Genomic DNA, 19464 nt, shown 5'->3' on the forward strand with positions numbered 1-19464 from the left:
ATGCAAACGCGCATATTAGGAAACCAACTTGAAGTATCGGCCATCGGTCTTGGATGTATGGGTATGAATTTCGGCTACGGTACTGTGGCTGATGAGGCAGAGATGATCAAACTGATCCATGCCGCCGTGGAGCATGGGATTACATTTTTTGATACGGCGGAAGTGTATGGTCCGTTTACCAACGAAGTGCTGGTCGGCAAAGCTTTGCAACCCTACAAGGGCAAGGTGGTCATCGCCACCAAATTCGGATTTAACATCGTCGACGGAAAAATGGCCGGGGTGAACAGCCGTCCGGAAAACATCCGCAAGGTTGCCGAAGAATCCATGAAACGGCTGCAGGTAGACGTGCTGGACCTCTTCTACCAGCATAGGGTGGACCCCAATGTGCCGATTGAGGACGTTGCCGGAACAGTTGGAGACCTTATCCGGGAAGGTAAGGTTCGCCATTTCGGACTCTCCGAGGCAGGTGCTTCAACCATCCGTCGCGCCCATGCCATACAGCCGGTCTCGGCACTGCAGAGTGAATATTCGTTGTGGACAAGGCAGCATGAAAAGGAGATCATCCCTACCATCGAGGCTTTGGGTATTGGTCTGGTCGCTTACAGCCCGCTTGGTAAGGGATTCCTGGCAGGAAAGATCGATGAAAATACTACGTTTGCCGCTGGTGATATTCGGAATAACCTTCCCCGCTACACGGAAGATGCCCGGATAGCCAATAAGGCTTTACTGGATCTTATCCAATCCTTTGCGGAGCGCAAGCAAGCGACACCAGCACAGATCGCCCTGGCATGGGTATTGGCCCAAAAGCCCTGGATCGTACCCATCCCCGGCACGACGAAAATGCACCGGATGCTGGAAAACACTGGTGCAGCCTCCATTCAGCTTACCAAGCAGGAACTGGAGGAGATCGAACAGGCATCTGCACACATTAAGGTACAAGGGACCCGGTATACTGAAGCGATGGAACGGGCCACGGGGCTTTAAGAAATGTTGAATGTTGAATGTTGAATGTTGAATGGGGAATGTTTGAATTTTGGTTGTCTAGGTAAGTCTGGTGGTTAAAAAATTGTTAAGCAGGCATTTAGTTGCAAAGTAGTTTGAAGGCTTCAGGGTTAAATTCCTATTTTAGTCGACCTGTCAATCGCTGGGCTTAATAATCATTGTAATTATTATTGAACCGCTCGTGCGCTCTGCTGTTTGACGGACAGAGAGTTGATCGTATTATTAATGCACTTTATACATATTATGGCAAATTTTAATTTGAATATTAACGGTACATCCCGCCAAGTTGATGTTGACCCAACAACACCCATGCTCTGGGTATTGCGGGACCACCTGAACCTGGTAGGCACCAAATACGGTTGTGGTATAGCCCAGTGTGGCGCCTGTACCATCCATCTCAACGGGGTCGCCATGCGCTCCTGCATCCTGCCGGTTTCAGCGGTGGGCAACCAGGCTATTACGACCATCGAAGGTCTCTCCGAAAAAGGAGATCATCCCGTACAAAAAGCGTGGCTGGAACATGATGTACCACAGTGTGGCTATTGCCAGGCCGGTCAGATCATGAATGCTGCCGCCCTGCTGAAGTCCAATCCACATCCCACCGATGAAGAAATCGACGGTGCGATGCACGGCAATTTATGCCGTTGCGGAACCTATACCCGCATCAAAGCAGCCATTAAAACTGCTGCCGGAAACGCAGGATAAATCTCAGGACCTTCTATTTCATTTCACTGGCTATTTAAAATTCAAACATGACGCGTATAAAAACTTCGTTTAACAGACGTTCCTTTCTCAAAACCACTGCACTGGCTGGTGGGGGCATGATGCTCAGCATCAGTTGGCTGGCTTGCCAGGCTAAGCCTGAAGATGTGCTTACCATGCCGGATGAATGGTTTGGCATCAACGGATTTCTGAAAATTGGCAATAATGGCGTGGTCACCATCATGTCACCCAACCCGGAGATCGGTCAGAATGTCAAAACCTCGATGCCCATGTTGGTTGCTGAAGAGCTCGACGTGGACTGGGCCAAGGTGATCGTGGAACAGGCTCCGCTGAATACCGATGTTTTTACCCGTCAGTTAGCCGGAGGAAGCCAATCCATCCGCCAGGCATGGAAACCCTTGCGTATGGCCGGAGCAACGGCGCGTCATATGTTGCGTGAGGCTGCAGCACAAGCCTGGCAGGTACCCGTGGAGGAGGTGACCACCGAAGCCGGAGTGCTTCATCATAAAGCCAGTGGTAAATCAGCCGGGTATGGCGAGATGGCTTCTGCTGCGGTGAATATGACCGTACCGGAGGAGGTGGAACTGAAAGCCTTGGCTGACTTCAAGATCATCGGCACGCCACGGAAGAATGTGGACGGTAAGAAAATCGTTACCGGCCAGCCATTATTTGGCCTGGACACCTACCGCGAAGGGATGCTGACTGCCATGCTGATTCATCCGCCGGCATTCGGCCTGCGCTTCAAATCCATGGACGATTCGGGCGTACGATCCATGCCCGGTATCAAGGATGTCTTTGTGATAACCTCCTATCCCGAAGGGATGAAGACGGATTGGTCGGATGTCAGTGCCTTCAAAGAACTAGTGGCCATCGTGGGCAGCTCTACCTGGGAAGTGATGAATGCGAAAAAAGCGCTTCGTGTAGAATGGCAGCCCATTGAAAATTTCGATAAAACGGCCGGACTGGAAAACTCGTCCGATCATGCCAGCAAGATGGATGAACTCGGCGCCAAGCTGGCCGAAGTAGCACGCAAGGATGGTGACCCGGAAGCAGCATTCCGGAAAGCTGCCAAGGTCATCGAGCGCACCTATACCGCTCCCTTCCTGGCTCACAATACCATGGAGCCCATGAATTTCTTTGCGCATGTGACCGAAAACAAAGCCGAACTGCTGGGACCTATCCAAACTCCGGAAGCCATGGAGAAATCGGTTTCCGCCCGGCTTAACATGCCGCTGGAGCAAATCGATATTCAGATGTCGCGGCAGGGTGGTGGTTTCGGCAGGCGACTGTACGGACACTTCATTGTGGAAGCGGCCGTCATATCACAGAAGATGAATGCCCCTGTCAAGTTGGTTTACAGCCGCGAAGACGACATGACCTTTGGCACTTACCGGCCGACCTATCATGCGACTTACCGGGCAGCGCTCGATGAAAACAATAATCTTATTGCATTCCATGTGCGGGCAGGGGGTATCCCGGAGAGCCCACTCTTCGCCGATCGTTTTCCTGCCGGAGCGCTGGACAATTATCTGGCGGAGCGCTGGAGTATCGACTCCAATATCTCTGTAGGCGCCTTCCGTGCTCCACGCTCCAATTTTATAGCGGGTGCCGAACAGTCTTTCCTCGACGAAGTCGCAGAAGCTGCCGGCAAGGATCCCATCGCCTTCCGTCTGGAACTCCTGGAACGTGCGAAAAGCAATCCGGTAGGGGAGCGGAATGATTACGATGCGGCCCGGTATGCGGGTGTGCTTGAACTCGTACGCGAAAAATCAAACTGGGCTAATGGCGATCAGGCAGGAGTGAGCCGAGGGGTTTCCGCTTATTTCTGCCATAACTCTTACGTCGCTCAGGTGCTGGATCTGGTGATGGAGGAAGGAAGACCAAAGATCGAGAAAGTTTATTGTGCCGTCGATTGTGGTGTCGTGGTCAATCCATTGGCAGCGACCAACCTCGTCGAAGGAGGTACCGTCGATGGCATCGGACATGCACTTTTCAGTGGCCTCACCTTCAAGGAAGGAACCCCGGAACAGAATAATTTTGACAAATACCGTCTTATCCGGCATGGCGAAGCGCCAAAATCCATTGAAGTCCATTTTGTAGATAACGAAATTGACCCGACCGGATTGGGTGAGCCACCATTTCCTCCGGTGGTGGGTGCCGTAGCCAATGCCATGTATAAAGCGACAGGCAAGCGCTACTATCATCAGCCGCTATTGGGTGACCGTCAGATGCTGGGATAGACCATAAGGAGGACTTTAATGGGATTTTTGACTATTAGCAACAGCTTTGCATCCCTGTAAACCATGCAAGCTTTGCGCCGGAGGCGGCTTTTAACTTTTCGTGAAGAATATGATCAAGCTAGATCCCATCATCGCGGTACGGGATATCCAAACCAGTGCCGGATGGTACCGGCAGGTATTCGGTTGTAGATCAACCGGTATTCACCTCATCACGCTGGTCGCAGAAAGCGGGGAAGTTTTGCTTTGTCTGCATCCCTGGGGAGAGCACGGACATCCTACGATGCAGGAGCCGGAGATTGGGGCGGGTCATGGACTTATCCTGTATTTCAGGACCGATAACCTTGATGGGATCCGGAAGAATGTGGAAATGCTGAACCATGCGGTTGAAGAGGAGATCCATGTTAACCCGAATTCACGTAAAAAGGAATTTTCCCTGCGGGACCCGGATGGTTATTACCTGACCATAACCGAATTTCATACGTATTAGGTCGGCGGTATCCGGTGACTTAGAATAAGTTTGCCCTCTTCAATCCGACCGCATGATCAGATACCTGGATTGGTATAAATCGCCATAGCCGGTTGTGACCAACGTGCCTTCCGGACTAAGGATCACCACATGCAGGCCGCGATCCTGGTTGGCCAGTTCATGACCTTCCACCAGCATGTGGACGTAATTCCCGGAAGCCATACCGGCACTTTCAAGGTGGATGGTTGATCCTGCCAGAGTAGTGTCCAGTTGGACCGCTTTAAGTTTGGCGCTTTCTTCATTCAACAGAAGCGAATCACGCCAGATCCCGGCATAACTGGATTGAAAAAGGATCTTGCCCAGCCAGCTTCCACGGTCGGTAAAGAAGGTTTTCGTCCTGCTGCTCATACCCTGGGTAGCCTCATCTTTAATGGCAAACAGCACATAATCATCCGGGTAATAGGCAAATACCTGATCCGGAAGCAGGATGAGCTTACTACTGACGGGTATTACATTCTGACGTTTGAGATATTGCTTTAATTCTCCTTCCGGATCACTCTGATGCGGAACATAAACCAGGTAATCGTCAATCAGATAGGCATCTCCTTTTTGCAGGAAGGTAGAGTCGGACTGTGCCAGGACTTCCGGACTCAGGATCATAATGTCACCCGGTGCAAACCAGCCCTGTCCGTGGATTCGTGCGGTGAGTGTGTCCATCATGGCATAGGCCATCCGGTCATCGCGTCGCGCCAACCCGCCTTCACTGATGGGGCGGTGGGTCCGGGCGCCGATTTCCATGAATGCCAGGTCATCGCCGGCATCCCGGATGCGGTTGTTGTAGGGTGGATAGACCCAGACATGTTGGCTTTTCAGGAAAATGGAGTCCCATACCGTTACATGGGGCAATGGAGACTGAAAAGGTTCGTGGCGAACCACAGGATTGGCCAATTTCGGGCCGAATTCCACGATATGAATACCCAGGAATATTCCCAGTGCCAACCAGCCGCGCCATCCGTAGGCTGACCACCAAATGCTAATCTTTGCAAGGGTCCAGCCCATGGCCAGATAATACAGGGGCCAGATAAAGCGGCCGGTGCTGCGGAAGGTCTGGAAAAGGGATAGCTGCGTCTGGTATTGGAATACCGTATGATCAAAGAACGTCCACCGCGGGCTCAGTGCAAAAAGGAATAAACCTGCACCGGTGACCAGAGCGAGCCAACCAGCACGGGTTGTTGGCCAGGGACCCTGATGCTTAAAAATCCGGTAGATGGCCATCACAGCGATCAACATTAACATTGCAGTGCCGAGGTAACCATAACCTTCGTATTGACCGGAATCAGCCCAGGGCAATCCCGGCCAGAATGCCGACTCGGTATGCGGATTGAACCAGGTATTCAGGTTTGCGGAAAACTCGCCCACCCCCAAACCTCCCTGCTGGGTGCTCTGGAGATTGAAATATCCGATGAGGTAAAAGCTCAGCCAGGTCCAGGTCAGTGTTCCGGCAGCATAAATAAGGGCCGCTTTCAGGGATAACATTCGGTCAATCCAGGATCGCTTAAGTAGGATAGCCAGATAAAGCGTTAAGGCCATCGCGGCCAGATAGGGATGGATCCATGCCGCCAGTCCGGTTACAATCGAGGCATAAACAGGATTGCGCTTACCATCTTTATCAAAGTAGCTCCACCACAAAGCTGTAATCACCCAATGAGCGCATAAAGCCGGATGTCCGTCACGAAACAGCAATGTAGGACTCAGCCCAAAAAATAAACTACCCAGCCAGGCAAATGCCGGAGGGGCAGATAGTGCGCGGAGGAGCCGGTACCCAAACCATGTTTGCAGGGCAAAACAGGTGAAAAGCCACCAGCCGATGTACTGAAAAGGTTCCGGTAATAAAGGGCTCAACACCTTGAGTGGCATGGCTACCAATGGAATGGCATCGGTATAGCCCATACTGCTGACCATCGGATAAGCATATCCGGTCAGGGTGCCGGGAGGCCAGTGCCACTCCCCGAACCGGTAATAGACCCAGCCGAAATAATGCTGAGTCCAGTCAGCTCCGGGAACCATAAACCAGTCCGGAAATCCGGGATTAAGTGCCCCGATCCCAAACTGCAGGGTTACGGCAAACCAGGCGACGATTAAGCTGGTGCCGGCAGCAAGATATGACCAGTGTTTTTCAGCCATTTTCGGATTGCAGCGCATCCCAGTATTCCACCGCCCGGCGGGTGTGGGGAATGCATATCGAGCCACCGACCAGGTTCGCGATCGAAAGGATCTCAAAGAATTCGTCCTCGTTCATACCCAGGTCCTTGCATTTTCCGATATGATATTTAATGCAGTCGTCGCAGCGCAATACCATGGAAGCAATAAGGCCCAGCATCTCCTTGGTTTTGGTGGACAAAGCGCCTTCTTCGTAGGCGTGGCTGTCCAGGTTGTAAAAGCGGCGCATGACTTTGTTGTCGTGACCGAGGATACGGTCATTCATGCGGGATCGATATTCATTGAAATCTCCGACGATAGACATATTGGATGCTTTTTAGATTTCTACAAAGATGATCATCCGGCTTAATTTTTTTGGCACTATGGCTGAATGAAATGCAGAGTACTAATCCGGGAAAACATTTCAACTGGTGAAATCGGTTGTGGGATATGGATATTCAACAGAAAATCATCCTTTTAGGCGATGTTTTCAGACCAGGATAAACAACATTTTTGGAGGGATAAAAATGAAGTCTTTGTTCAGACAAAAGACTTTGATTTGAAGATTGCATAACCATAATCAAGGATGATGAAACCACTTTGCAGACTTGCTTTAACCAGTTTGTTCATTTCAGTGTTTACTCTGGCCTGGGGTCAGGAGTATGATCCAAGCACCGGAAACACCCATTATCCGAACGGTACCATTTACCTCTCGAATAGAAATGGTCATGGTCAGGGCCCGGTCGTATTGGGGCCTACTAAAGATGATGGATCGCGCGAAAGGGCCGATTGCGACGAGAATGAAGAACGCTGCCGTGAATTACTGGAAGAAGCGGCGGACAGCAACAAACCTACAACGCCAGCACCAGACGACGGAGGTTCTGAAGGGAGCACAGGAGATGAAGAAACGACCAGTCAGGCGTTGTATACCGAAATACAACAATACATTGCGCAGTACAAAATAAAGCCCGGGGTTTGGCTTAAAGCCAACGGAAAGTGGTCGTTTATGAGAGACCCCAAAAGCTGGAACAGGAAGATTTACAGCAGCTGGAAGTAGCAGCATAAAGCTAATGAAAGAGAAAGGTGTCCTGGGGCACCTTTTTTTATTGGTATCGTTCAGGATTTCAGACGGTGCCCTTGTTGTGATACCTCCAGATTGATATGAGGAGTCGAAAGAAAAAAACGACCGTGGTCATTAAAGTCGCGACGGCAAAAAAGGTCATCTCGGACCGAATGTAGGGCTCCATAGATTCCTGCCCCATGTTGGTCAGATGGTACATAAATGATTGCAGGCCTTCGTCATTGATGTATTCATTGAATGCCTTGAACTGCCTCAATGTGTAGAGAAACAAGGGTATGCACCCGACCATCATCAGGGCTTTCAGCCATTGAACACGAGCGAAAAATGAATATGGAAGTAAGAATAACCACCGAACCAGCGTTATAAACACGCCAATGAACCAAAGATTGCTAAAGAGGAACGGAAATTGATAGATCTTTTTCGTGATCGGTAATAGTATCAGAAGCATCAAAACGCCGGCGAAGGTCCATCCGATCATTTCAATTGTCCAAATAGTTCGTGCCTGGATGCGATTCATAGCACAAAAATAACCGCCCTGGGAGATTTTGTCAGACTATGGTATGATCATATGAAATTATGATTCAGATCATAACCTCTGTACGCGAATTTGGTTGTAATTTATAATAGAATAAAAATCGGATCATGATGAACGTACTTTTACCAGTTTCAGAATTTATGGCTAAAGATCTTATTACCGTAGGAGAAGGAGATGGTTTGAATGAAGTAAAGAAGATTTTTGATGACCATAATATCCACCACATTCCGGTGGTTCACTTCAAAGAGATAAAAGGAATGATTTCCAAGACCGACTTTCTTGCTTACCAGAAAGGGGTAGGTAAGGAGGCGGATCTCGCTAAAATCGATGCTAAGCAGGTGATGACCACAAAATTGGCCAAGTTGTCTCCGGATGACCGGATTCAAATTGCCATAGACCTCTTCACCCTGAACCGCTTTCATGCACTGCCGGTAGTCGATAAAGGAGAGTTGGTAGGATTGATCACCACCCACGACCTGATCATTGCTTTATCCAAGGAGAAGATCCATCTGGAAGACTATAAGCACTGACGGGCATACGTTAAGCAGCTTTAGCAGGAGGTGTGATTTACATTGACTAACCAAATTCGCAATCACATGTGGATCAAAGATGACATTGCCATCCAGGAAATCAAGCAGGCATTTTCCAAAAAATTCCCCGGGTTAAAAATTGAATTCTACAAAGAACATCATGAAGCCGGAGAAGGGTCACCCCAAAAGGCCATCATTGATGACCGGGTAATGATCGGAGATATCCGGTCCAATCACGAAGAAGGCGATCTGGAGATTCAGGGAGATATGCCGGTCAAGAAGTTGGAGACCATCTTTGATCATCAATATGGACTCCACGTTCAGGTGTTCCGGAAGTCACGCAACCTGTGGCTGCAAACCACTGCTACCGACCACTGGACCCTCAAAGAACAGAATGAGAAAGGCTTGCAAACCAATGACGAGTTAAGCTACGGCACCATTACTGAGCGTATCGATTAACAGGTTGGCAAGCCAGAGATATTCTCAGAGGAGTTGAAAAATCCCATAGGCACTGACACCCAGAATCCCGAGGATGCTGAGGATGAGGTAAATGTCATATCCCCTCGAAGGACGAAAGGCATCTGGTGTCCTCCTGAGACGGAAATGAATGGCTGCATACACTACGATCAACAACATCAGTGATCCGGCGATACCCCCACTCATTACCATCAGTACAGGCATCTTGATGGTGAGAAACAGAAGAGCCCATGTCAGTGGAAAGATCCATGACAACCAGGCGATGGAGCGGCGTCGTTGTTCCATGTCGAAAAAATTGATCCAGCCGTATTGCCCGAAAACGTCGCTGTATTGCCGGGCCCAGGCGGCCAGTGCCCCGAACAAGGTGCTGAACAAAACGATGAAAGCCCCAACCAGAAAGATCAGTTTGGCTCCCGGACCCACCGTTTCAGTGTACATCCCTGAAAGGATCTCGATCATCTGAAATCCTTCCGGAATTTCACCCCTTTGATGCAATACGGCAGCACCGAGCAGGTAAAATGATGCTGTTACGCCAGTATAGAATACCATAGCCAGCAAAGCATCCAGCTTCATCACTTTGATCCATCCCTTAGCTCGTGTCTCCCAGCCTGCAGAGTCATCGCGAGGTCCGGTAAAGCGGGCATATCCTTTCTCCAGGCACCAGTAGGTATAATAGATGATCTCTTCACCTCCTACGCCGGTGATCCCAAAGGCAGCGATGGCATACCAAACTGTATTGTTTGGAAGATGACCCTGGAGTCCGGACCAGATATCAGACCAGTGGATGGCGTAGGGCGTAGCCTGGATGAAATAAAGTGAGGTAAAGGTAAATATGGTAAACAATGCGATAAGGACGAGCGCGAATTTTTCGATGTATCCGTAATAACCCCGGTAAACCATCAGGGCTACCACTACCGCCATGACCAAAACCCAATAGGTGACTGACAGCCATGGAAAGATCATATTCAACACAATGCCAACTCCGCCGATAATGCCACCCACCTGGAACATTTTGATCAGGGCCAGGTAAAAATAACCGGCCACACTCCAACGGACCTTGCCAATACGCGGCCCGGGAAGGAGCTGGAAGGATTGCATCGCCGTCTCACCGGTGATGATGGCCTGCTTGGCAAGTTCCATCTGGACCGCGACTTTCACTCCGCAGCTGACCAGAATAACCCAGAAGGTCACGAAACCGGCTTTGGCACCAAGGCTGGTGGTAGCAATGAGTTCTCCGGAACCGACGATGATGGCCGAGAGGATAAAACCTGGTCCCAATTGCTTTAACCGGCTGAGTAAATGGATCGGGGGGGCTTTGATTTGCTGGATATCCAGCCGGTAGGGATCAGTGATATGATCGGTCATTCGTTATTTGGTTTCAGGCATTTACACGTCCATTGAAGATACGAAATGTGCCTGCACCGACAACATCGAATTCTGCCGGACTGCTGTGGATTTCCTTAAGACTCGATTACGTTTTGGAAATGGAGCAAGATTCGCTTACCCTGAAAGATATGCCGTAACTGATGGTCGGTGATGATCTGGAAGGCAAGGCCCAGCGGATAATAGAGCCGGCGGTTGGCCGGAGAGGTTATACTTATTTGTTTTGCAACGGCTTCACCACTGCATTTCATGAAACCGATCATTTTTTGCTGGGAGTTCACAAAATGGCTGAATACTTCTTTCTGGTAGGTGATGGTGGAAGGGGTCCAGACCGGAAAGGTCTTGACTTTCCTGGTATTTTCTGGCTGGACGCTTTTGAGTATAAACTTTCCCATCGTGTTGCCCCACCACCTTCGGAATCCACGTAATTCCTGACCATTACCCAAGGTAACCTGTTCCAGTTGATCAAAATATGAACGGTTTACTTTGTCCAGGTGATCGACAATTTCGTACAAGCTCCACTGATCAGATTCCGGCCTCCGGTTGAGGCGTTCGTCATCATGAACTTGCCAGGTGAGTAATTCGGTTTGGTTTTGAATTAATTGTTCGGCATGGCTGAGGAGATCATTGGCAGGGGTCATACGCGGCAATTGGTTAGGAAGATAAGCAAAAAGCCAGTAATTTCTTACCGTAGAGTGTAACAGAGCCTCAATGATAATAACGATTTATAATGGCTCTGCGTTGTATTTCCCGGGCATTCAGACATCCCTTATCTTAGCGTTATGGCACTGATCTTACTTCCTGTTCCGATTGGGGTGGCGGATCCGGCATGGATGCCTCCGGTGGTGATCGAATACTACCGGACCCTGGATTATTTTATCGTCGAGCAGGTGCGTACCGCCCGCCGGACCCTGAAAGCTTTTGATCCGGACATTGATATCGACCGGATCACCTTTTTTGAACTGGACAAGCACCAGCGCCAGGATCCCATGCTGTTGCTGGCTCCTGCCCGGGCCGGTCACGACATCGGCCTGATGAGCGAGTCGGGGTTGCCGGGTGTGGCGGACCCGGGTGGATTTATAGTGGCGGCGGCACACCGGATGGGGATACAGGTTATGCCTTTACCCGGTCCTTCATCACTGATGCTGGCGATGATGGGCTCCGGGATGAATGGTCAGGATTTTCGTTTCCATGGTTATCTTCCTGCCAAGAGACCTGCATTACTCCAGGCTATCCAGAGCCTGGCCAGGGAGACTGACCGCCATCAAACTGCACATCTGTTTATCGAGGCGCCATATCGCAATGTGGCACTGTACCAGGCATTCCTGGAGGGTTTATCAGCAACGACCGGACTTTGCCTGGCTGTCAATCTGGGCTTACCCGGAGGGTGGGTGCGCTCGCAGCCCGTTCAGGCATGGAAGAACGAGACCCATCCGGACTTACACAAACAACTGTGTGTATTCGTGATAGGGAAGCTGTTGTAATCTTAATAAGGACAAATCAGCAGGCGAGACAGGTATCCTTGCTGGTTATTGCCTATGCGCCATACGCTGATTCCCCCGGGGATGTCCCGGATTTCAAGGTTTTGTGGTCCCGGTGGGAGGAATTTCTCAAAATATTTTTGGCCGTTTATCCCAATGCATTCCAACTTTACAGGACCTGCAAAGTCAGACCTGATCCGGACGATCCGGTTTGAATGAACTGGATTCGGACTTACCGTGAACTGCCCTGCAGGTCCATTTTCCAGAATACGGGAAGAAGAAACATCCGACCTGAAGATCCGCAAATGCCGCCAATAACCTCGATAGGCAAAAGCACCTCCGAAATCGGAATTGGAGAGATTGTAATCAAAGCCGCCGTCCTCGAGGGTCCCGGATACCGTGTCGACCGCGGCACCATCCAGGAAAAACCATGTCGTAGCCCGGGTTCTGCTGTGGTATATAAAAAGCTGGTGCCATACATCAACATCCGGCGAAACCGGAATATTCGATATTATCGAGCCGTTGTTTAGATTGACGTAATAATAATCCATCCCGGTAAATTGATTATAACTGGTACCGATACTCAAATACCGGTAGCTCAAACCCAAAACTACAATGGGATGGAAGATCTGATCCAGGGTGTCCAGCTTAAATTCCAATGAAATGCCGAACGATGTATCGGCCAGTTCCGGGATGGTCAGGGACCGGATTAAGGAACTATCATAGGACGTTTGGTTGAAACCGCTAAATCCACCAAATGAATAAATGCCATCAGCTCCGGCAAATGGAGCATTTTCGGCAATCAGGTCTTCAACATGCTGAAGAGAATCCTCCAGTGAGTTGATCAAAGGGAAATGAACCACCTCGACCAGTGGTATGGCCTGAGCGCTTAAGCCATTTATTATTCCGATGTACAGGATAGGAAGTATCAGGTAATTCAGCCGTTTCATTGTTTGAATTGTTTGAGATCTAGTATAAAATAGATGATTTCGCTTAATTCTCCAAGAACAACACACAGTCCATCAACCGCATACGCTTTCAATTAATGTTTACATTTGTAAGTGTACTATAAATCTCAATCCGATCTATGAAATGGTTTGTCCTCGCGGTCTCGCTGACCGGTTTCACCTCTATGTTTGCTCAGGAAGCACCTTATTTCGCTGAATTCCCGGCTCCGAGCCCGGATGGCACGTATCTGGTGTTCAGTTATCAGGATGATCTCTGGAAAATTCCTGTCCATGGTGGAGAAGCGGTCCGGCTTACCGCTATCCCCGGCAAGGAGACCCGGCCACGTATTTCCCCCGACGGTAAATGGATCGCTTTTTCCGCCAGCCCCACCGGTAATGATGACATCTATGTAATGCCGGCCTCCGGCGGCGACATCAAGCAGCTGACTTTTCATACCGCTGCCGATCAGATGGAGTCCTGGTCGTGGGATAACACCGAAATCTATTTCACTTCTTCCCGGAGCAACCGCATCACAGCCTATAAGGTGGCACTGAAGGGCGGTACTCCCGAACGGCTGTATGCCAATTATTTCAACACCATTCACAACATTTGTTTTCACCCCAAGACGGGAGCCATGTGGTTCAATGAGAGCTGGGAATCCAGTGCCTTTGAACACCGGAAAGGTTATAAAGGAGCACATAATCCGGATCTGAAATCCTATCAACCAGATACCAGGACCTATCAGGAGCACACCGATTGGGAGGGCAAGGATTTTGGAACGACCATAGACCGGAATGGAGCGGTCTACTTCGTCAGCGACCGGGATAATGGAGAATACAACATCTACCAGTTGCAAGCCAATGATGCGGTGAAACGGTTAACCCGGGATGGCAGCTCCTGGTACCACATTCAGGTCAGCGCCAATGGACAGGTCATTGCCGGTGAGAAAGATTACCAGCTTTGGATCTACGATGTAGCTTCCGGTCGCGCACGCAAGCTTACTTTTAATCTGCCCCAATACTCCGAATTGGATCAGCCACAGGATTTTAAAGTCCAGAACCGGATCAGTGACTTCGATGTTTCCCCGGATAATAAGAAAATTGCCTTTGTGTCCCGTGGTGAGCTGTTCGTGTCGGATAATAAAGGAAAATTTGTGGGCCAGCTCAAAACGGCTGTGGATGGCCGGGTTTCCGAAGTGCATTGGTTGAAAGACAACCTGACCATCCTGTTCAACCAAACGGTGGCCGGCTATCAGAATTGGTTTACCCTACCTGCAGATGGATCGACGCAAGCCACGCAGATTACCCGTGATGTCAATAACAACCAGACGCTGACCTTTAACAGTGATCGGACGAAAGCTGTTTATTTTTCCGGAAGGGATGAACTCCGTGAGCTGGACCTGACGACCATGAAATCAACCTTGTTAGTCCGCGATGAATTCTGGGAATTGTATCAGAGCCCCGCCCACTATAGTCCGGATGATCAATGGATTCTATTTGAAGCCTACCGGAACTTCGAACGCGACCTCTTCGTATATCATGTGTCGGATAAATCGGTCCGTAACCTGACGAATACCGCAGTCACCGAAACCGGCGGCCACTGGAGCCCTGATGGCAAATACATTTATTATTACGGAAACCCATTTAAGCCGGCCTATCCGTATGGGCTCGATGATCCGGATCTGTTCCGCATGCCGCTGGTGAAAATACAAGAACCCTTTTCTTCCGATAAGAACCGCGACCTGTTCCTTCCTGATTCCTTGCAAAAGAAGGATACCGGAAAGCCGGTGGTTGTCATTGACAATGTGGATCTGATGGAGCGGATAGAGTCGATAGGCCCCACATTTGGCAGCCAGACCTCACCCCTGGTTTTCCAAGATAAGGACAAGACGACCATATTATTTATTTCCAATCAAAGCGAAGGGGACGCTTCCATCTGGAAAATGGTGATGGAGCCATTTGAAAAGACCAAAACGGAAAAAATTGATGGGGCAAATACATTTGGTCTGGATGTCCGGCGGGTAAAGGACGATTATTATGCTTTGATTCGCGGCAATTTGTTCACCCTGGATTTAGGAGGCAATAAGACTAAAAAACTGGATATCGATTATACCTTCCAGCGCAATCTGGCCGGTGAATTCCGTCAGATGTTTTTTGAAACCTGGGCCAACCTGGAACAGAATTACTACGATGAAAACTTTCATGGGAAAGATTGGCCGGGACTGCGCGATAAATATGCTGCTTTTTTACCATATGTTAATACACGCGGTGATTTACGGCGGCTGATCAATGACCTTCTGGGGGAATTGAACACCTCCCATTTTGGCTTCAGCAGTTTTGGCGACGAAGAAGATACTTATTACGAGACTTCCACGATGGCGACCGGCATTGAATTTTCACAGACAGATCCCTATGTAGTGGAACGGATAGTCAGGAACAGCCCGGCCGATGGATTGGCTGCACCCTTGCAGTCCGGAGATCGGTTAATCGCCATCGACGGCAATGCCATTAATGCATCACATAACCGGGAATCGTATTTCGTCAGGCCTTCCCTCCCGGATGAATGCTCCCTGACTTTCCTTCGCGGCCACGATACCATCCAAGTCAAACTGGATCCGGTAAATTATTTCTCCATTCGCAATGAGTTGTACGATGAGTGGATTGATAACAACCAACACCGGGTTGACCTGCAGAGTAATAAACGGATCGCATACGTCTATATGAAAAACATGGGCGGGGGAGAGCTGGAGAAATTCATGAAGGATATGGTCAGTGAGGGGGCGCACCGGGATGCTTTGATCCTTGACTTGCGCTACAACACCGGGGGTAATGTGCATGACGATGTATTGCGCTTCCTGAGCCAGAAACCCTATCTCCAATGGAAATACCGGGGTGGTCAGCTAACCCAGCAATCCAACTTTGCGCCGGCTGCCAAACCGATGGTCCTGCTGGTCAATCAGCAGAGCCTCAGCGATGCAGAAATGACTTCAGCAGGGTTCAAACAACTGGGGTTAGGGAAAATCATCGGCACCGAGACGTACCGGTGGATCATCTTTACCTCTGGCAAAGGACTGGTGGATGGCTCATTCTACCGGTTACCCTCCTGGGGTTGCTACACATTGGACGGAAAAGACCTTGAAAAAACAGGAGTCGCTCCAGATATCTATGTGCGGAACACGTTTGCAGATCGGGTTGAAGGCAAAGATCCCCAGCTGGACCGCGCCATCGAAGAGGTGATGAAACAGTTGGGAAATTAGGTTTGAGATTTTGAGACTTCAGATTTCAGATTTGAGATTGAAGCAGAAAAATCTGAAATCTGAAATCCCCAATCTAAAATCTAACCTCTCTCCCCTAATTCCTTATCCAACCAGCTGATACATGTCCCTGCGGGTCCTGGATCTGGTAGGCAAAGTAGAAGGGTGATGCCTGAGGGACCGACCAGGTAAATGCTCCGGTGTGGATCGGGTTTAGATAGCACCAGGAACGGCCGGTCAGATCAAACACATGCAGTCTGGAACCTTCCGGTATATTTTGCCAGGAGATGATTCCGGTCTCCTGCATCACGATCAGTTCGGGGATCTCTGTCAGGTGACGGGCACTGGATGAAGCTGCAGATTCGTAACATCCTGCATCCGGCGCCAAACCCATAGGACGGGCATTTCCTTCGAGATCGTGATCATTCGCATAAGTTGCATCTCCGGCATCGATTGCTTTAGAGGTGGCGGATAAATGATAGTCCGCTCCGGCGGCATTGACAAACAGCTCGTCCAGGGTGGCTGCCAACCGGCTGTGTTTATCGAAACCCAGCACCTGCCATTCAAACAAACTGACCTGACTGTCTCCTGCCTCATCGCTCATGGCGTCGACCACTACGTTGTAATCGGAACGCAGATTGGGAAACGACTCCCGGGATACTGCGATAGCTCCACGAAACGAATGCTTATTGAACAATATGTTATTAGCCACGGTGGCCCCGGTAGCGCCGTCGTTGAGCAGGATGCACCAGCGACCATCACTGGCCTGAACGATGGTGTTATGATAGATGCTTGCCCCGGTGGAGGGACCACCCCCATCAATCGTAAACAAGGCAATGCCGGTGGCGTGGTTCTCGTAAATCAGGTTGTTGAATATTTCCGCTCCCTGCACGCCGTCCAGGTTGATAGCAGCTCCTCCGGCCGACCCGTTTCCATAAAGGATGTTTCCATAAATCTTGGGATTAGAACTGATGCCGTCACCTCCCTGGGTGGCGTCGGCATTGATCTGGATGCCGGAAGCATTGTTGTTGAAGCAGGTATTGTATCGGATGATCGCCCTGTCGCTGCTGTTGGAGACGTAGATGCCATGCTCATCGATGGAGCCTGAGCAGGTGTTGTGTTCAAGCAGCAGGTCATCCGTAAAACCGGTGAAGATGCCCCGCTCGTAGTTGTTGGTGCAGATACAATTGCGGACGGTACAATGATTTGCCAGGACGAGCCGGATGCCGTTGCGGGGCTGATCATGGACCCGAAATCCTTCCAGGATCACGTAATCGGCGTTTTCGATGTTGATGCCATCGTTGGTTTTACCGTTAGGCTGGTTGATGATGACCGATTCACCATCGGCCCGGAAGGTGATGGGCTTTTGAGCTGTACCGGAAGTACGCAGATCAAATCCGCTGTACTGACCATCACCGACCAAAACAATATCACCGGGCTGCACGACATCGGCTGCGTGTTGCATCGAAAGCCATGCGGTCTCCGGAGAGGTGCCGTCGAGGTTGTCATTGCCCGATTGCTTAACATAATAGGCTGTAGCTGAGAGGGTAGAGGCGAAGCACAGGAATGTCCCGAGTATCAGTGTTCTCATCGTTTTGTTGTTTGATTTGGACAGAATGCTTCAGGACATGCGGGAATGCATTTAGAACGATGAGATGGTATCGTGCGGTATATCGGGTCGTTGATTTAACGAAAAGGTCTGGCAGATTTAAGATTAATTGATTTAAGAATTCAGATTTAGGGGCCACCCCGACACCTTTCAAACAGATATACAGAAAAACAACGCTCCAATTTTAATCCGCTCGGACACCCTGGGGATTTAAGATTAATTGATTTGAGATTTTAGATTTGGGGGCATCCCGACTCCTTCATACATATACACAACGCTCCAATTTTAATCCGCACTGACACCCTGGGGATTTAAGATTAAATGATTTGAGATTTCAGATTTAGGGGCCACCCCGACTCCTTCATACAGATAAACATATACACAACGCTCCAATTTTAATCCGCACTGACACCCTGGGGATTTAAGATTAAATGATTTAAGATTTTAGATTTAGGGGCCACCCCGACTCCTTGATACAGATTAACATATACACAACGCTCCAATTTTAATCCGCTCGGACACCCTGTGGATTTAAGATTAAATGATTTGGGATTTCAGATTTAGGGGCCACCCCGACCCTTTCATACAGATAAACAGATAAACAACGCTCCAATTTTAATCCGCTCGGACACCCTGGGGATTTAAGATTAAATGATTTGAGATTTTAGATTTAGGGGCCACACCGACTCCTTTCGTTTAGGGCGCATACGCCGTCCCGCCCTGATTCATATCACCTTTGTTATGATTTTTTTAGATTGTTTAATATTCTTAATTGGGCTTAACTCTGTTAGGCGGGATGGTCGTTATCGCGCCATATTGTCATCAGTATTCTTGAACAAGCACTTCAGTAGGGATTTTTAATTCTTTGTTTAATTTGCGGATCATCTCTAATGTTAATTTGCGCTTTTTATTTAAAATTTCGCTTGCCCGACTCTTGTGTCCCAGTATTTTAGCCAGATCTTGTTGTTTCATTCCCATTTGTTCCATCCTGAATTTTATGGCTTCAATAGGATGTGGTGGGCCAATTGGATAGTGCTTATCTTCATAGTCTTCAATCAACATAGCTAGTATTTCCAACTCATCTCCATCCTTTGTTCCTGGTTCAGCATCAAATATATCTTCTAATCTGGCTAATGCCTTGTCATAGTCCTCTTCCGTTCTAATAGGCTTCAGTCTCATAGTTTATATATTTATCGGATCAATTTTATCATATTCTTGATGAGTACCAATGTATCTTATCCAGATCATCCCGTATTTGTAGTTTACTTTAACAATTAGTCGATATCTATTCCCTCTTATATTGAAGATCACTCTGTTTTCAGGTATTATCCTTGCATTAGGGAAGTCCTCCACGATCTTTTCAGGTATGTCCCACTGTCCTTTCTCCACTTCCTCAAACCATGCTTTCAACTGCTGTTCTGCATCACCATGCTTTGTCCAAAACTCGCGTAGTATCTTCTTTGATAATACTCTCAAGATCTTTTACAACTAAAGGTACATAGAAGTTCCCAATTGGGTAACTCTATCTCTAAGATAT

At 49.1% G+C, this 19464-nt stretch carries 18 protein-coding genes; 9 read left to right on the plus strand and 9 right to left on the minus strand.

The window, feature by feature from the left end; all coding sequences use genetic code 11:
• The 4 genes from H6570_01090 to H6570_01105 all read left to right on the plus strand — a co-directional run bounded on the left by H6570_01090 (position 1) and on the right by H6570_01105 (position 4452).
• Positions 1-984 carry an aldo/keto reductase gene (locus tag H6570_01090; protein MCB9317849.1) on the plus strand — a complete coding sequence of 328 codons (984 nt, stop codon included), beginning with the start codon at positions 1-3 and terminating at the stop codon, positions 982-984.
• A gap of 261 nt (positions 985-1245) precedes the next feature.
• Positions 1246-1707 (plus strand): (2Fe-2S)-binding protein, encoded by a 462-nt coding sequence (locus H6570_01095; protein ID MCB9317850.1) that lies wholly within the window; start codon positions 1246-1248, stop codon positions 1705-1707.
• Between the two features lie 47 nt (positions 1708-1754).
• Positions 1755-3965 (plus strand): xanthine dehydrogenase family protein molybdopterin-binding subunit, encoded by a 2211-nt coding sequence (locus tag H6570_01100; GenBank protein MCB9317851.1) that lies wholly within the window; start codon positions 1755-1757, stop codon positions 3963-3965.
• 109 nt (positions 3966-4074) lie between these two features.
• Positions 4075-4452, plus strand: a complete 378-nt coding sequence (locus H6570_01105) for a VOC family protein (protein ID MCB9317852.1) — start codon at positions 4075-4077, stop codon at positions 4450-4452.
• Between the two features lie 39 nt (positions 4453-4491).
• Here the strand turns inward: H6570_01105 and H6570_01110 are convergent, their stop codons facing one another.
• Both H6570_01110 and H6570_01115 read right to left on the minus strand, forming a co-directional pair.
• Complete coding sequence (locus tag H6570_01110; GenBank protein ID MCB9317853.1) at positions 4492-6615, minus strand: hypothetical protein; 2124 nt, start codon at positions 6613-6615, stop codon at positions 4492-4494.
• Positions 6608-6955 carry a carboxymuconolactone decarboxylase family protein gene (locus H6570_01115; protein MCB9317854.1) on the minus strand — a complete coding sequence of 116 codons (348 nt, stop codon included), beginning with the start codon at positions 6953-6955 and terminating at the stop codon, positions 6608-6610. Before H6570_01115 ends, H6570_01110 begins: the two co-directional genes overlap by 8 nt.
• Before the next feature lie 264 nt (positions 6956-7219).
• On the opposite strand from H6570_01115, the gene H6570_01120 reads away from it, so the two are divergent.
• Positions 7220-7687, plus strand: a complete 468-nt coding sequence (locus H6570_01120) for a hypothetical protein (GenBank protein ID MCB9317855.1) — start codon at positions 7220-7222, stop codon at positions 7685-7687.
• A 67-nt stretch (positions 7688-7754) separates the two neighbouring features.
• Here the strand turns inward: H6570_01120 and H6570_01125 are convergent, their stop codons facing one another.
• Complete coding sequence (locus H6570_01125) at positions 7755-8228, minus strand: hypothetical protein (GenBank protein MCB9317856.1); 474 nt, start codon at positions 8226-8228, stop codon at positions 7755-7757.
• A gap of 125 nt (positions 8229-8353) precedes the next feature.
• On the opposite strand from H6570_01125, the gene H6570_01130 reads away from it, so the two are divergent.
• Together H6570_01130 and H6570_01135 are read left to right on the plus strand one after the other, a co-directional pair.
• Positions 8354-8776: a CBS domain-containing protein gene (locus tag H6570_01130; GenBank protein ID MCB9317857.1), complete on the plus strand. Its 423-nt coding sequence runs from the start codon at positions 8354-8356 to the stop codon at positions 8774-8776.
• Between the two features lie 66 nt (positions 8777-8842).
• Complete coding sequence (locus tag H6570_01135; protein MCB9317858.1) at positions 8843-9235, plus strand: hypothetical protein; 393 nt, start codon at positions 8843-8845, stop codon at positions 9233-9235.
• 24 nt (positions 9236-9259) lie between these two features.
• On the opposite strand, the gene H6570_01140 is transcribed toward H6570_01135, so the two are convergent.
• The gene (locus H6570_01140; GenBank protein ID MCB9317859.1) at positions 9260-10618 is read right to left on the minus strand and encodes an Nramp family divalent metal transporter; all 1359 of its coding nucleotides are present in this window, start codon (positions 10616-10618) and stop codon (positions 9260-9262) included.
• Positions 10619-10713: 95 nt separating this feature from the next.
• Positions 10714-11277: a DinB family protein gene (locus H6570_01145; protein ID MCB9317860.1), complete on the minus strand. Its 564-nt coding sequence runs from the start codon at positions 11275-11277 to the stop codon at positions 10714-10716.
• Between the two features lie 141 nt (positions 11278-11418).
• On the opposite strand from H6570_01145, the gene H6570_01150 reads away from it, so the two are divergent.
• A complete protein-coding gene (locus tag H6570_01150) occupies positions 11419-12120 on the plus strand; it encodes an SAM-dependent methyltransferase (protein MCB9317861.1) in 702 nt (233 codons plus the stop codon).
• Between the two features lie 2 nt (positions 12121-12122).
• Here the strand turns inward: H6570_01150 and H6570_01155 are convergent, their stop codons facing one another.
• Positions 12123-13067, minus strand: a complete 945-nt coding sequence (locus H6570_01155) for a hypothetical protein (GenBank protein ID MCB9317862.1) — start codon at positions 13065-13067, stop codon at positions 12123-12125.
• Between the two features lie 137 nt (positions 13068-13204).
• On the opposite strand from H6570_01155, the gene H6570_01160 reads away from it, so the two are divergent.
• The gene (locus tag H6570_01160) at positions 13205-16321 is read left to right on the plus strand and encodes a PD40 domain-containing protein (protein ID MCB9317863.1); all 3117 of its coding nucleotides are present in this window, start codon (positions 13205-13207) and stop codon (positions 16319-16321) included.
• Between the two features lie 94 nt (positions 16322-16415).
• On the opposite strand, the gene H6570_01165 is transcribed toward H6570_01160, so the two are convergent.
• From H6570_01165 to H6570_01175, 3 genes are all read right to left on the minus strand, one after another.
• Positions 16416-17909, minus strand: a complete 1494-nt coding sequence (locus tag H6570_01165; GenBank protein MCB9317864.1) for a right-handed parallel beta-helix repeat-containing protein — start codon at positions 17907-17909, stop codon at positions 16416-16418.
• Positions 17910-18749: 840 nt separating this feature from the next.
• Positions 18750-19106 carry a helix-turn-helix domain-containing protein gene (locus H6570_01170; GenBank protein ID MCB9317865.1) on the minus strand — a complete coding sequence of 119 codons (357 nt, stop codon included), beginning with the start codon at positions 19104-19106 and terminating at the stop codon, positions 18750-18752.
• Positions 19107-19109: 3 nt separating this feature from the next.
• Entirely contained in the window at positions 19110-19403 is a 294-nt protein-coding gene (locus H6570_01175; GenBank protein ID MCB9317866.1) for a type II toxin-antitoxin system HigB family toxin, read from the minus strand.
• Positions 19404-19464 lie beyond the last annotated feature (61 nt).

It is taken from the genome of Lewinellaceae bacterium (genome assembly GCA_020636135.1).
Classification (GTDB): domain Bacteria; phylum Bacteroidota; class Bacteroidia; order Chitinophagales; family Saprospiraceae; genus JAGQXC01.

Coding starts and splice junctions, on each gene's coding strand:
- H6570_01090 (MCB9317849.1), top strand. CDS start 1: ATGCAAACGCGCATATTAGGAAACCAACTTGAAGTATCGGCCATCGGT.
- H6570_01095 (MCB9317850.1), top strand. CDS start 1,246: ATGGCAAATTTTAATTTGAATATTAACGGTACATCCCGCCAAGTTGAT.
- H6570_01100 (MCB9317851.1), top strand. CDS start 1,755: ATGACGCGTATAAAAACTTCGTTTAACAGACGTTCCTTTCTCAAAACC.
- H6570_01105 (MCB9317852.1), top strand. CDS start 4,075: ATGATCAAGCTAGATCCCATCATCGCGGTACGGGATATCCAAACCAGT.
- H6570_01110 (MCB9317853.1), bottom strand. CDS start 6,615: ATGGCTGAAAAACACTGGTCATATCTTGCTGCCGGCACCAGCTTAATC.
- H6570_01115 (MCB9317854.1), bottom strand. CDS start 6,955: ATGTCTATCGTCGGAGATTTCAATGAATATCGATCCCGCATGAATGAC.
- H6570_01120 (MCB9317855.1), top strand. CDS start 7,220: ATGAAACCACTTTGCAGACTTGCTTTAACCAGTTTGTTCATTTCAGTG.
- H6570_01125 (MCB9317856.1), bottom strand. CDS start 8,228: ATGAATCGCATCCAGGCACGAACTATTTGGACAATTGAAATGATCGGA.
- H6570_01130 (MCB9317857.1), top strand. CDS start 8,354: ATGATGAACGTACTTTTACCAGTTTCAGAATTTATGGCTAAAGATCTT.
- H6570_01135 (MCB9317858.1), top strand. CDS start 8,843: ATGTGGATCAAAGATGACATTGCCATCCAGGAAATCAAGCAGGCATTT.
- H6570_01140 (MCB9317859.1), bottom strand. CDS start 10,618: ATGACCGATCATATCACTGATCCCTACCGGCTGGATATCCAGCAAATC.
- H6570_01145 (MCB9317860.1), bottom strand. CDS start 11,277: ATGACCCCTGCCAATGATCTCCTCAGCCATGCCGAACAATTAATTCAA.
- H6570_01150 (MCB9317861.1), top strand. CDS start 11,419: ATGGCACTGATCTTACTTCCTGTTCCGATTGGGGTGGCGGATCCGGCA.
- H6570_01155 (MCB9317862.1), bottom strand. CDS start 13,067: ATGAAACGGCTGAATTACCTGATACTTCCTATCCTGTACATCGGAATA.
- H6570_01160 (MCB9317863.1), top strand. CDS start 13,205: ATGAAATGGTTTGTCCTCGCGGTCTCGCTGACCGGTTTCACCTCTATG.
- H6570_01165 (MCB9317864.1), bottom strand. CDS start 17,909: ATGAGAACACTGATACTCGGGACATTCCTGTGCTTCGCCTCTACCCTC.
- H6570_01170 (MCB9317865.1), bottom strand. CDS start 19,106: ATGAGACTGAAGCCTATTAGAACGGAAGAGGACTATGACAAGGCATTA.